Raw genomic sequence first — 13,554 nt, 5'->3', positions numbered from 1 at the left:
CCCAGGGTGCGACCCGGCCGGTCAGCCCGCGGCGGGCGCCAGGACGCACGTCCTGATGAAGTCCTCGACGCTGGCGGCGATCTCGCCCGGGGCTTCGAGCATCGGGAAGTGGCTGCGTGCCCCCTCGAGCCGGCGAACGTGGAACCACGGGTTGCTCTGGGCATAGACCTGCTGGGCGACGAGATAGCCTTCGTCGGCGGGGTCGCCGTACAGGTGCAGCGTCGGCACCGGTGGGTGCAGCCGGCCGAAGGCGGCGAGCGGGCTCCCGTGGCGCGCGAACGCGCCGCTGATCAGCTCCCCGGCGCGCGACCACGTCGAGAAACCGTTCGCCCGCATTCCCTCGACGAGGTCCACCAGCCCAGGGACGTCCTCGTGGCCGTGAACCCACGACGCGGTGAGCGCCGCGACGGCGGCCTCCCACCGGGCCGGGTCGCGCATCGCCGCGAGACCACCGAGGAACGGCGCCGGCGGGCCGAGCACCATCCAGTCGACGAGCACGACGCCTGGCACCCTGTCGGGGAACCGGCGGGCGAGCTCGAGCGCGACCCAGCCGGCATGCGCGTTCGCCACCGGGACGAACGTCCCGACGCCCAGCGCGTCGACGACACCGACGGCGTCGGCCAACAGGTCGTCCCACTCGTAGTCGTGGGGCCCGGGCGGGTTCGTCCCATGGCGGCGCCAGTCGACGGCGACGCTGCGCCGCCAGAAGGCGGTCGTCCCGGCCAGGGGGCGCCACATCGAGCGGGGGGAGCCCAGACCACTCAGGTAGAGCAGGGCCGGCTCGCCCGGTCCGGCGTCGACGCCGAGGTCGTCATGGTCGACGGTCCGATCAGCAGCGGGAGGCATGTTCGTCATGGCCATGACTGTCGCCGCCGGCGCTGGTCCACCACAGCGGTGAGATCACGTATCTTTCCGGCGGCCGACCACGTACTCAGCGCCCGCAGCGCCACCGCCCTGGACGGTCCGGTACGTAGCGCCCGCGACCCGGGCCTGCTTCACCGGTGCCGACGCGCCGCCTGGTCGCGCCGCCTCGCCCGCGTGCCGCCCTACCCCACGACGTGGTGGGTGTTGGCCCAGGCGACCAGCCCGGTGCGGCTGGCCGCGCCGGTCTTGGCGAGCAGCCGCTCGACGTGCTTCTCGACGGTGCGTGGTGACAGGACGAGGACGGCGGCGACCTGGCGGTTGGACAGGCCGCCCGCGACGAGGCGAAGGACCTCCGCCTCCCGGCTCGTGACGCCGGCCGCCCGCAGCGCGGAAGGCAGCGCGGCCAGACGCCGTCCGCCGCGAGGCACCGCGGCTCCGGCCTGGCTCAGCAGGCCGCGGCAGGCGGCGGCGACCGGGGTGTGCCCGCCGTCCTCGAAAAACCCCAGCGCGCCGCGCAGCCAGCTCGCCGGATCGCCCCAGCCGCCGGCGAGCGCCGCCTCGGCGGTGAGCCAGCGGCAGAGCTGGTACCAGCCCTCGAACCTCCCGAGCGCGCGCATCGCGTCGTCCGCCTCGGCCACCAGCTCGTCCGCGGTGCCCACATCGCCCCGCGCCGCGGCGAGCACGGCCTGGGGGAGACGCCGCAGGGCCAGGTTCGCCGGTATCCCGCTCGCGTCCGCCGCGCCGACGACTGCCGCGACCCGCGCCTCGTCCGCCCGGCGGCGGCTCGCCACCCGGCCGCCTTCCCGCGCCCTGCCCGGCGCCAGGTGCAGCAGGGCCCACGGCGCCCAGAACAGGCCGGGGATGGTGCGGCCCGCGAGCCGGCTCGCGGCGACGGCCCTGTCGGCCGCGTCCAGCGCCGCGGCCCGGTCGTCCCGCAGCAGCGCGCCCAGCAGGCGGGCATGGCCCCAGCCGGACGCGGCGACGTCGGGCTCGTCGGGCGCCAGCCCGAACGCCTCGCGCAGCGCCGCCTCGCCGTCCCGCGCCCGCCCCGCGACGACGTGCGCGGTGGCGACCTGCACGAGCGCCATCGGCACGACCGACGGCAGAGGATAGTGCCGCGCGACGTCCAGGCAACGCCGCCCGGCTTCCAGAGCCGTCGCCGGGTCGAAGCACAGCGCCGCCGCTCCGGCGATCTGCAGGTCGACGAGCGCCGCGGTGGCGAGCGCGCCCAACGCGGCCGCCCGCTCACGGGCGGCGAGCAGGCCGTCGACGTCCCCGCGCCGCAGCATGTCGACGATGCCGAGCTCGGACAGGCAGCGCAGTTCGTCGTCGACGAGACCGTGCGCCCGGGCGATCCGCAACGCCTCGGTGAAGGCGGCCACCGACCCGTCCAGATCGGACCTGCGCGTCAGCCGGCCAAGCATCCGCAGCGCCTGGCATACCGCGACGGGGCTGCCGCCGGCGTCCGCCAGCCGCACCGCCTCCGCGGCGTGCCGGCGGGCACCATCCTCGTCGCCGCGCGCAGCGGCGAGTTCCGCGCGCAGGGCGTGGTAACGGCTGGCCTCGTGCGCCGACCTCACGACCGCCGGCTGGTCGAGGGCGGCGTCGTCCGTAGCGGCGTCGTCCGGCATGTCGAGGGCGGCGGGGGCCAGCAGGAGAGCCGCCGCGGCGAGCCGGGACGTCGCCGCTCGCCAGTCGGTGGCGGCGACGGCCGCGGCGGCGACCCCGAGGTGGGCCAGCACCGCCGTTCGGCCTCCGCCGCGGATCCCTGCCTCGACCTCGGCGCCGGCCAGGCCAGCCGCGGCCGTCTCGGCCAGACCGACGTCACCGACCCGCTGGGCAACGTCGAACAGCAGGCCGGCGGCCTCGACCCGGACGTCGGAGTCGTCGGTCCACGCGATCGCGCGCAGCCCCGCCTCCCGGGCGCTCGCCGTTCCGCCGTCCGCGAGAGCGTCACGGCCCAGCTGGACCGTCATCCGCGCCGCGCCCGCCTGTTCGCCGGCGCGCAGGCTGAGCGCCACAGCGGTCTCCAGCCAGCGGCCCGCCGGCCGCGGGCGCGCCGCCTGGAGCGCCGCGAGCGCCGCCCGCGCGAGCCGCGTGGCCTCGCCGGGTGGGCACGTGGCCAGCACCGACTCCCGGACCAGGTCGTGCCGGAAGGCGACGCCCGGTGGATCGTGCCGGAAGACGATCAGCCCGGCGTTCGCCGCCGCCCGCAGCGCGCGCAGCCCGGCGTCCTGGTCGGCCCCGGCGGCGGCGACCACCAGCGGCCAGTCGCTGAGCTGCCCGAAGAGGGCCGCGGCGCGCACCAGTGTCGAGACGGACGGGCCCAGGGCGGCGAGCCGTCGTTCGACCGCCCGGGTGTAGCCGGCGGGCAGCACGCTCGCGTCCGCGTCCGTGAGCGCCCAGCCGTCCGCCGTCTCACGCAGCAGCCCGTCTTCGTAGGCGGCGACCAGGATCTCCTCGATGAGGAACGGCAGGCCCTGGGCTCTGGCGAGGAGCCGGTCGCATCCCGGCGGAGGCGGCTGGCCGCCMAGGCAGTCGGCCGCGATCGCGTGGACCTCGGCCGGGCCGAGCTCGCCGAGCTCCAGCACGTCGAGGGCGCGCCGCTGGCGCATCGCGTCCAGCAGCCCGGCGCCCGGGCCCGTGACCTCCGACCGCTGTGTCAGCACGACCAGGACGGGCTGGTCGGCGAGATGGTCGCTGAGGTAGTCGAGGACGGTCAGCGTCTCCGTGTCCGCCCACTGCACGTCCTCGACGACCAGCACCGTGTAGCCCGCCGGCGCCGGCGGGTCGTCGGGGGCGGGCCTGCCCGCCGGGCCCGCCGGGTGTTCGGCGAGTCCGCGCAGCAGCCGCAGCAGGCCCTCGCCCACCAGCACGGCCGCGTTCTCGCCGGGTGAACCGAGCGCGGAGACCGTCGGCTGGGCGAGCAGGTGCTCGAGCACCGGCACGAACGGCGCGAGCCCGGCGTCCGCCGGCCACGGCCCGGCGCGGGTGACCGCGAGCAGGACCTCGACCAGCGGGCGCAGGCTCGCCCGTTCCTCCCGGTCGACGCAGCGGCCGGTGAGGACCCGTGCGCCGCGGGCGTCCTCGGCCAGCACGTCGCGTACCAGCCGGGACTTGCCGCTCCCGGCCGGCCCGACCACCGCGACCGCCCGCCCTGCCCCGCCGCGAGCCGCCGCCAGCGCCGCGCGCAGCTGACGCACCTCGGCGTCCCGGCCGACCAGCGATAGGCAGAACCGCGGGCGTCCCACGACGCCAGAATAGGGACGGCCAGGGCCGCGAAACCCGCAACCGCGACGCCACACCGGAGACGCCGAGCGCGGCAGGGGACTCGCTCTCCCGGGCCGTGCCTGTTGCCGCGGCGCGTGGCGCGCCTCAGGGGTTACCTGATGGCAATGGGAGCCACCGGGCCGCCCAGGCCGCCGGTGAGTGGCTCCGGGGTCGCCGCCAGCAGGAAGGTGTAGGCGCCGTCGTCGGCGCAGTCGGCGGCGAGGGCCTCCAGGTCGAAGTTCTGGCCCTGGGTCAGGCCCATCTCCACCAGGTGCAGCAGGTGGACGGGTAGCTCGACGTCCGGAAGCTCGCAGGGGTAGACCTCGAAGACGATCGTGTCGGTGGCCGCGGCAGCGACGTCGTGCCCGCGCATCCACTCCACCGAGCGCAGCGACAGCCCGGCGACCGGGTAGAGGTAGCCCATCCTGTCGCCGGCGTGCAGGAGCCGCATCTGGCCGGTGCGGACCAGCACGATGTCGCCCGGCTCGACGGTGACGCCGGCGAGGTCGGCGGCGGCGTCCAGGTCGTCGCCGGTGATGGCGTAGCCGCCGTCGAGCCGTTCGACGCCTTTGGCCCGGGCGACGTCGAGCAGCACCCCGCGCCCGGCGACCGGGCCGGCCTTGTCGATGCCGCAGCGGGCGGCGCCCGCCGCGGTGACGCTGGCCGACCCGAAGCCGTTGTAGATCCGGCCGTCGTACGAGGCGTGCGCGAGCGCGTCCCAGTGGGTCGCGGCCTGCGCCCCCATCACGAAGATGTCGTCGGAGAAGCACACCTGGGCGGGGTCGCCGGTCAGCGGCTCGTTCAGGGAGATCATGGTGCGGATCGGGTTGATCCGCCCCGGGATGAACCCCACCTGCGGGCCGTTCTGGGACAGCGGGATCGCGAGCGGGAAGCGCCTGCCCGACCGCACCGACGCGACGCCGCGGCGCATCGCCTCGTCGGTGAGCAGGTTCAGCGTTCCCCGCTCGTCCTCCGGCCCCCACCGGCCCCAGTTGTTGACCTTCCGAGCCAGCGCGTGAAACTCGTCGGGTAACGGCACCGGTGATCTCCTTCGATCGCAACCGCTGCTAGGCGGGGCCCGTGGCCGCCCGGCTCACAGCGAGGATTTCACGATCCACATGGCGAAGTACTGGGCACCGCCGCCATAGGCGTGGCCGAGGGCGGTGCGGGCGCCCTCGACCTGGTGCTCGCCGGCCCGGCCGCGGACCTGCAGGGCCGCCTCGGCGAAGCGCAGCATGCCGGAGGCACCGATCGGGTTGGACGAGAGCACGCCGCCGGACGGGTTCACCGGGAACGAGCCGCCGATCTCGGTCTCGCCGCTCTCGACGAGCTTCCAGCCGCCGCCCGGGCCGGTGATGTCGTGGCCCTCCAGCCACATCGGCTCGTACCAGCTGAACGGCACGTACAGCTCGGCGACGTCGATGTCGGCGAGCGGGTTGGTGATGCCGGCCGCCCGGTACAGGTCATGGGCACAGTCGACGCCCGCCCGCGGGCGCACCGGGTCGCGGCCGGGGAACGACGTCGGCTCGCTGCGCATCGCCGTCGCGGCGACCCAGGCGGGGGAGCGGCCCGCGGCGGCCGCGTCCCGGCCGCCGGCCTCGTCGGTCARCACGATCGCGCAGGCGCCGTCCGAGCTCGGGCAGGACTCCAGGAAATGCAGCGGGTCCCAGAGCATGAAGGAGTCGCGGACCTTCTCGATCGAGATGTCGGCGATCTTCAGGTGGGCGTACGGGTTCTTCAGCGCGTTGAGCCGGTCCTTGACCGCCACCTGCCAGCCGATGTGCTCGGGAGCGCCGGAGTGGCGGATGTAGGAGCGGATCCACGGCGCGAAGATGCCGCCCGCTCCCATGCCGCCGGACTTCCCGCCGGCCAGGCCCCACTGGGCGTTGCCCTCCGACTGCTTCTCGAAGGCGACCGCGAGCACGCGGCGGTGGCGCCGCGCGTGGATCAGGTGCGAGGCGACGATCGCGGTCGAGCCGCCGACACTGCCGGCGGTGTGCACCCGCAGGATGGGCTTGCCCGCGGCGCCGAGCGCGTCGGCGAGGTAGAGCTCGGGCATCATGACGCCCTCGAACGCGTCCGGTGCCTTGCCGATGACGACGGCGTCGATGTCGGGCCAGTCCAGGCCCGCGTCCTCGAGCGCGCGGGCCGCCGCCTCCCGGACGAGGCCCGCGAGCGACACGTCCAGGCGCTTGCTCTTGTGATGGGTCTGGCCGATCCCGATGACCGCGCACGGCTCGCCGCTCACCGCGCCCCTCCTTCCTGGCTGGTGGTTGCCTCCTGGCCGAAGGGCTGGCCGCTCAGCAGGCAGACGAGGTTCTGCTGCAGGCACGGGCCGGAGGTGGAGTGCGCGAGCGCCCGGCTCACGCCGCGCTCGTGGATCGCCCTGGCCGCCTCGGCGACGCGCACCAGCCCGGTGGCCATCGTCGGGTTCGCGGCCAGCGGCCCGCCCGACGGGTTGATCTCGCAGTCGTCCGGGAGGCCCAGGGCGTCCCGCAGGATGATCTCCTCGTGGCTGTAGAGCGCGGACAGCTCCGCCACCTCGACCGGGCCGCCGTCGGCGAGCCCGGCCGCCTGGGCCGCGCGCCTCGTCGACACCGAGTCGGTGAGGTCCCGCATGCCCGGCTGGTGCGGCTCGACGAAGTGCTCGAGGCCGGTGATCCACACCGGGGTGATGCCCTTCTCGGCGGCGAGCCGGTTGGCCACGGAGGCGGTCGCGAGCACCAGCGCGCACGCGCCGTCGGTCACCGGCGGGGTGTCGTGCGCGCGCAGCGGCGAGCGCACGTAGTCGGCCGCGAGCAGCGCGTCGACCTGGGTGTCCAGGCTCTCGCTGTCGCCGCCGCTCCCGCCGTCCGAGCCGGCGGCGCCGGCGGCGGCGAAGGCGGGCAGGGCGTGGGGGCTGGTCGCGGCCGCCCGGCGCGCCCGCGCGGCGACGGTGGCGAGGTCGCGTTCGGTCGCCCGGCCGGTGTCGAGCAGAGCCCGCGCCTGCAGTGCGGCCAGCGAGAGCGGGTCGGCTCCCAGCGGCGCGAGGTAGTAGGGGTCGGTCTGCAGGGCGAGCACCCGGGACAGGTCGCCGGTGGACGACTTGCCGGAGCCGAACACCAGCGCGGTGCGCTCCTCGCCGATCAGCAGCCRCACCCACGCCTCGTGCAGCGCCCAGGCGCCGTCCATCTCGACGTGGGACTCGCGGATCGGCGGCCAGGCGCCGACGGCGTCGAGATTGGCGACGAAGGTGAACGTGCCGCCGGACAGGTAGTCGGCGCTGCCCGAGCAGGTGAACTCGATCTCCTTGCGGCCGAGACCCGAGGCGGCGAGCGCCCGGGTGACGACGTCCAGGCAGAGCCGCACCTCGGTGTCCTCGGCGAACTCGGTCATCGGCGAGATGGCGTAACCGACGATGGCGATCGGCTCGCCGAAGACCGGTTCCCTGGTTCCGTTCGAGCCCAGATCGGTGCCCATCAGAAGACCCGGTCGATGTAGCGCTCGGCGGGCAGATCAGGCTCGCCGGTCGGTCGCCACCCGGTGATCGCGCCGGACGCGGATCCCCACCCCCGGTTGCCGATCTCGTCGGAGTTGCGTTCCGCCATCGGCACCCACACCGCCTCGACCCGCATTCCCACCCGTACCTCCTCGTTGGAGACGTCGACGACGGGCTGCAGGCCCATGAGGGCATCGACCTCGTCGAGCAGCACCGAGACCCTTACGAACGGCTCGGTCTCCTTCTGGCCCGGGTACTTCACCGGGGTGACGATCGTGAAGTTGGTGACGACGCCGCGGTCGGGCAGCGCCAGGTCGTCGCCCTCGTCCAGGGGGATCCCGTCGATCGGGCAGAAGTCGCGCGGCGGGACGTAGACCTTCCCGCACGTCGGGCACCGCTGGCCGAGCAGCTGGCCGGCGAGCAGGGAGCGCGCGTAACGCTCGGTGGCGGCCGACAGCGCCTCCTTGTAGGTCAGCGACGACCAGAACTCCATCGTCTCCACGGGCTCGAGTGGCGCGCGCGGCTCGCCGGCGGCGGCCGCGAGCGTGGCGCCGTCCACGACGCCCGCGTGGACGGTCTCGACACCCTCGGGGACGAAGTAGGCCAGGTCGTCGGTGCGCCCGGCCGGCTCGGCGCGGAAGCGGGGGACGACCCGCAGGCCGGCGCGGATCGCGTCCTCACCGCCGGCGTCGACCGCGTGCACCAGGCTCGTGCCGGCCCCGTCGAGCTGGATGAGGGCGAACGCGAACGGCCGGTCCAGCGGGTGGCGCGTGCTCGGCTCGCCCACCCACGTCCACGAGCGGACAGTGCCGGCGGGCCCGACGGCGACGAACTCGCCGGACGTGGCGGCGCCGGTGTCCGGGTCGTACTCGAGCGGTGGGCAGAGCACCCGCTCGCCGCTGCGCACCCCGAGGATCTGGCCCCGGGCGAGCGCGGCGACGAAGGTGCCGACCACCGGCCCGAGGCTGCGGCGGTAGGGGAACTCGACGGTGTTGGTGACAATCCTTGGTCCAGACCTGGCACCAGCTGACACAGGCAAGGCTGCCTCCCGGCGTCGCGCCCACCCGCGCGGACCTGCCGGGCGGGAGAGCGACGAGAACCCCGCGACGAGTGCGCCGCGACGAGAACGTGTTCCTACTTCTACCGCGTTCTACCGCACAACGAGAACGTGTTCTAGTGATGCCTCGGTAGGGCGCTGGCGGTGACGGTGCCGGTCGTCCGCGCGAGACGGGCATCTCGGACTGCCCTCATATCGCGCATAGTATTTGCATGATTACTATGTGCCGCCTTTCGGCGAGGCTCGTGGCTGCTGGCGGGCGACTCGGGTGAAAACCTTGCATGATCGATTAAGAACGTGTTCTATGTCCCCGAGCGTCCTGTGGCGTARGCCACAGCGATTGCCGGCCGTCCGTGCGGGCGGCCGTGATCGCCGGGCTGGCCGCGCCGTGCGGCGCGGCCGTGGTCGCCCGGCGACCCAGGCCGGCTGGAGACCGCCAGCCGGCGGGCAGGGGGACGGGAGGTCGCGCGTGCACGAGTTCCTGGTCTTCACCATCAGTGGCCTGACCACCGCGGGCATCTACGCGATCAGCGCGTCCGGGCTGACGCTCACCTACGTCACCACCGGCGTGTTCAACATCGCCCACGGCGCGACCGGGATGCTCGCCGCCTTCACCTACTGGCAGCTGGCCGTCGGCTGGGGGCTGCCGGCCCCGCTCGCGCTGCCGCTCTGCGTCCTCGTCGCCGCCCCGCTGTTCGGCCTGCTGCTCGAGCGGGTGGTGATGCGCCGCCTCGCCGGCGCCCCGGAGTCGACCAGGCTGGTCGTCACCGTCGCCGTCCTCGTCGTGCTCGTCTCGCTCGTCCAGTGGCTCTGGGACCCGAGCACGTTCCGGCGCAGCCAGGAGCTGTTCGCCGGCAAGGGCTTCCACCTCGGCACCATCTCGGTGCCCTACAACGACGTGCTCGTGCTCGGCGTCGCCGCGGCGGTCGCCTTCGCCCTGTGGCTGCTGCTGCACCACAGCCGCGCCGGCATCGCGATGCGCGCCCGCGTCGACGACCCGGGGCTGGCCACCCTCAACGGCGCGCGCCCCAGCACGTCGGCGCGCCTGGCCTGGATGGCCGGCACCGCGCTCGCCGCGCTCGCCGGGATCCTGATCGCGCCGAAGCTCACCATGTCGGCGATCCCGCTGACGCTGCTGATCGTGAACGCCTACGCCGCCGCCGTCATCGGCCGGCTGCGCAGCCTGCCGATGACGTTCGTCGGGGCGCTCGCCGTCGGCCTCGCCGCCGACTACTCCGTCGGCTACCTGCCGAAGGTCCACTACGGCCAGCAGTACCTGCGCGGCGCGCTGCCGGTGGTGCCGGTGCTGGTGCTGCTCGTCGCGCTGCTGGTGCTGCGCGCCTCCCGGCTGCGCGGCCGGCCGGCGCTCGCCGTGCGCGAGATCACCCCGACACCCACCTGGGGCGGCKGGCTGTGGTTCGGCGCCGCCGTCGTCTTCGGGGCGGTCATCGCGGCGACGACCCTGTCGAAGGCCGACCTCTACGCCTCCACGTCCATGTGGGGGCTCGCGATCGTAGGCGTGTCGATGGTCCCACTCGTCGGCTACGCCGGGCGGATCTCGCTGTGCCAGCTGAGCTTCGCCGGCATCGGCGCGGCCGTCGTCGCCCATGCCGGCAACGGCGGCAACCCGGCGGCGCTGCTGCTCGCGGTCGCGGTCGCCGCCGTCGTCGGCGCCGTGGTGTCGCTGCCGGCGCTGCGGCTTTCCGGGATCTACCTGGCGCTGCTGACCGGCGCGTTCGCCGTCACCCTCGACAACTGGATCTTCCAGCTGCCGTCGTTCACCGTGGCCGGCCACCGGTTCGACCTGTTCCAGGGCGGGACGCTGTCCGCCGACCGGTTCCGCGTCGGCGGCTTCCACACCGACTCGGCGAAGGCGTTCTTCATCACCGGTGCGGTGCTGTTCGTGCTCGCCGCGCTCGTCGTCGTGGCGGTGCGGCGCAGCGAGCTCGGCCAGCGGCTCATCGCCGTCAAGGAGAGCCCGGCCGCCTCGGCGACCCTCGGGATGAACGTCCGGCTGACGACGCTCGCCGTGTTCACCCTGTCGGCCGGGCTCGCAGGGCTCGGCGGCGGCGTCTACGCCTCCGCGGTGCGCTCCACCACCGCGGACTCCTTCAGCTTCTTCACCGGGCTCACCCTGCTGCTGCTCGTCGTCGTCGCCGGCGTGAGCTCGATCGGCAGCGGCCTGGCCGCCGGGTTGCTGCTCGGCACCGCCGCGGTCAGCAGCGCCGCCGGCGACTCCGCCGCCCGGGTGACCGCCACCCTCGCCGGCCTCGCCGCGCTGGCGCTCGCGGCCAACCCGAACGGGCTGATCCCGTCGGTGCTGCGGCCGGCCTACGAGCCGGTGCGCCGGGTGCCGGCGGTACTGGTGGGCTCCCTGGGCGTCGTCACCGGGCTGTGGGTGCTGCGGCTGGTGCACGCGGTCGACGGCGGGGTGTTCCTGCTGGGGATCCTGGTGGTCGCCGTCGCGGCGCCCCTGCTCGCCCGCTCCCTCGCCGACCGCGCGTCCGGAGTGCCCACCGCCCTGTCCGAGGCGGCCACCGCCCCCGCCGGGCCGGATGAGGGCCTGTCCGGTCCGCTGGAATGGCTCGGCTTCGACGCCCCGGTCAGCCAGGCCGACCTCGACGTCCTCGACGCCCGGCTGGCCCTGGCCAGCGTCGACGAGCCCAGCCTCGGGGAGGTTCGCGTTGGCGCTGCTTGAGGTCCGCGACGTGACGGTCCGCTACGGCGGCCACGTCGCGCTGCACTCCGTCAACCTCGGTGTGGAGGCCGGCCGGGTCACCGGGCTGATCGGCCCGAACGGCGCCGGCAAGACCACGCTGTTCAACGTCCTGACCGGCCTGCTCCCACCCAGCTCCGGCCAGGTGCTGCTCGACGGGAAGGAGATCACCCGGCTTGCCCCCTACCGGCGCGCCCGGCGCGGTCTCGCCAGGACCTTCCAGATCCTGGAGCTGTTCGGGCAGCTCACCGTCCTGGAGAACGTGCAGCTCGCAGCCCGGCTGCGCCGCCGCTCGGCGCCCGGCGGCGGCGCCGACCCGCGAGAGCTGCTCGCCCGAGTGGGCCTCGCCGCGCTCGCCGACCGCCGCGCGGACACGCTGCCCACCGGCCTCGGCCGGCGCCTGGAGCTCGCCCGCGCGCTGGCCGTGCGCCCGCGGGTGCTGCTGCTCGACGAGCCGGCGTCCGGCCAGGACGAGGAGGAGACGGCGGCCTTCGCGGACCTGCTCGGCGAGCTCGCCGGCGAGGGCCTGGCCATCCTGCTCGTCGAGCACGACATGACGCTGGTGATGGGCGTCTGCGCGCACCTCTACGTGCTCGACTTCGGCACCCTGATGGCCGAGGGCGACCCGGCGACGGTGCGCGCCGACCCCCGCGTCCGCGAGGCCTACCTCGGCACCGTCCCCGACGCCGCGACCGCCGGGATCGGCGCTGCCGCCAGCGCCTCCGGTGCTGACCCGGGCGGTGCGGGTCTCACCGCCACGGCCGGTCCGGGCGGGAAGGAACCGCGATGACCGTCGTCCCACCGGCCGGAGCGACCACCAGGCCACGGCCGGGCGCGGGTGCCGTGCCCGGCGCCGCTGCGGGCGGCGCGCCTGCGCCGCTGGTCGAGACCCGCGGCGTGCGCGCCCGCTACGGCCGGGTCGAGGTGCTGCACGGCGTCGACCTCGCCGTCGGCGCGGGCCAGGTGCTCGCGGTCCTCGGCCCGAACGGCGCCGGCAAGTCGACCCTGCTGCGCGTCGTCGCCGGTCTGCACGCGCCGAGCGGTGGCGAGGTCGTGCTCGGCGGCCGGCGGGTGACCGGCGCCGACCCGGTCGACCTGGCCCGGCGCGGGCTGTGCCTGATCCCGGAAGGACGGGGAGTCTTCCCGAGCCTGACCGTCCGGGAGAACCTGCGGATGATGACCTACCGCGGCGGCCGGTCGCGGGCCGACGTCGAGGAACGGGCGGTCGCCCGGTTCCCGAAGCTGGGCCAACGGCTGCACCAGCCGGCGGGCACGATGAGCGGCGGCGAGCAGCAGATGCTCGCGCTCGCCAGGGCGATCGTCGCCGACCCGGCGGTGCTCCTGCTCGACGAGCTGTCGATGGGGCTCGCGCCCCTGGTGGTGGCGGAGCTGTACGCGTCCGTCCGGGCGATCGCCGCCGAGAACGTGACGATCATCGTGGTCGAGCAGTTCGCCGCCGCGGTCCTGGAGGTCGCGGACACCGCGGCCGTGCTGGTCGAGGGCCGGATCGCGGCCGCCGGCCGGCCGGCCGACATCGCCGGCGGTCTCTCCGGCGCCTACCTGGGCGGCCGGTCCGCCCGCGACGAGAGCAGTCCCGATGCCGCCCCCGGCCAGGTGCGGCACCGCGTGGCCCGGGCGCCCGCGGTCAGGCATGACGCGATGACGACGATCGACGAGGTGAGATCGTGACGATCGAGACGACCGGCACCGCCGACACCACCGGCACCGCCGACACCACCGGCGCCGCCGGCACGGCCGGCCCCGCTGGGGAGGCCGGGCAGCCGCCACCGGCCGTGGCCAGACGGGCGGGTGACGCGGGCGGCGCCGGCCGAGCCGACGACTTCCGGGCCCAGATGGCGGCGCTGCGCATCCGCGACCCGCGGACTCGGACCGAGGGGGCGCTGCTGCGGCTGGGCGCCTTGCTGCTGGCGGCCGGGCCCGTGCTGGGGATCATCGCGTACGTGATCTCGCACGGGACGACGAACCCGCTGCAGCAACGCGACGCGATCGTCCTGGGCACGGTCGGAGTGTCGCTCAGCGTCGTCGGCGCCGCGCTGTTCGTGCGCTACTCGATGGCCGCGTTCCTGCGCTTCTGGCTCGCCCGCATCCTCTTCGACCGCCAGAACCCACCCGCCTGACGCTCCTGCTCTCCCGCTCCCGCTCCTGCTC

The 13,554-nt window shown here is 75.0% G+C and carries 10 protein-coding genes; 4 read left to right on the top strand and 6 right to left on the bottom strand.

Translation table 11 applies throughout. The annotated features are described in order from the left end of the window. Positions 1-21 precede the first annotated feature (21 nt). From BCD49_RS22895 to BCD49_RS22870, 6 genes are all read right to left on the bottom strand, one after another. Positions 22-861, bottom strand: a complete 840-nt coding sequence (locus BCD49_RS22895) for an alpha/beta fold hydrolase (RefSeq protein WP_007515144.1) — start codon at positions 859-861, stop codon at positions 22-24. 185 nt (positions 862-1,046) lie between these two features. Next, positions 1,047-4,115, bottom strand: coding sequence for a helix-turn-helix transcriptional regulator (locus BCD49_RS22890; protein WP_007515145.1), 3,069 nt, complete (start codon positions 4,113-4,115; stop codon positions 1,047-1,049). A gap of 131 nt (positions 4,116-4,246) precedes the next feature. Further along, entirely contained in the window at positions 4,247-5,173 is a 927-nt protein-coding gene (locus BCD49_RS22885; protein WP_007515146.1) for a cyclase family protein, read from the bottom strand. A 54-nt stretch (positions 5,174-5,227) separates the two neighbouring features. Continuing rightward, entirely contained in the window at positions 5,228-6,382 is a 1,155-nt protein-coding gene (locus BCD49_RS22880) for a thiolase domain-containing protein (RefSeq protein WP_007515148.1), read from the bottom strand. Next, entirely contained in the window at positions 6,379-7,593 is a 1,215-nt protein-coding gene (locus BCD49_RS22875; protein ID WP_071041890.1) for a lipid-transfer protein, read from the bottom strand. Before BCD49_RS22875 ends, BCD49_RS22880 begins: the two co-directional genes overlap by 4 nt. Continuing rightward, a complete protein-coding gene (locus tag BCD49_RS22870; RefSeq protein ID WP_007515150.1) occupies positions 7,593-8,645 on the bottom strand; it encodes a Zn-ribbon domain-containing OB-fold protein in 1,053 nt (350 codons plus the stop codon). The genes BCD49_RS22875 and BCD49_RS22870 overlap by 1 nt, the downstream gene beginning before the upstream one ends. A 493-nt stretch (positions 8,646-9,138) precedes the next feature. Here BCD49_RS22870 and BCD49_RS22865 point away from each other — a divergent pair, with 493 nt between their 5' ends. From BCD49_RS22865 to BCD49_RS44240, 4 genes are read left to right on the top strand one after another with little or no spacing between them, the layout of a single operon-like run. Next, positions 9,139-11,367: an ABC transporter permease subunit gene (locus tag BCD49_RS22865; protein WP_071041889.1), complete on the top strand. Its 2,229-nt coding sequence runs from the start codon at positions 9,139-9,141 to the stop codon at positions 11,365-11,367. Then, positions 11,354-12,175: an ABC transporter ATP-binding protein gene (locus BCD49_RS22860; protein WP_007515152.1), complete on the top strand. Its 822-nt coding sequence runs from the start codon at positions 11,354-11,356 to the stop codon at positions 12,173-12,175. The genes BCD49_RS22865 and BCD49_RS22860 overlap by 14 nt, the downstream gene beginning before the upstream one ends. Next, entirely contained in the window at positions 12,172-13,074 is a 903-nt protein-coding gene (locus tag BCD49_RS22855) for an ABC transporter ATP-binding protein (protein ID WP_007515153.1), read from the top strand. Before BCD49_RS22860 ends, BCD49_RS22855 begins: the two co-directional genes overlap by 4 nt. Further along, positions 13,071-13,523 (top strand): hypothetical protein, encoded by a 453-nt coding sequence (locus BCD49_RS44240; protein WP_007515154.1) that lies wholly within the window; start codon positions 13,071-13,073, stop codon positions 13,521-13,523. Before BCD49_RS22855 ends, BCD49_RS44240 begins: the two co-directional genes overlap by 4 nt. The last annotated feature ends 31 nt before the right edge of the window (positions 13,524-13,554 follow it).

Source organism: Pseudofrankia sp. EUN1h, from assembly GCF_001854645.1.
GTDB lineage: Bacteria > Actinomycetota > Actinomycetes > Frankiales > Frankiaceae > Pseudofrankia > Pseudofrankia saprophytica.
This window is presented reverse-complemented; position numbering and strand designations above follow the sequence as displayed.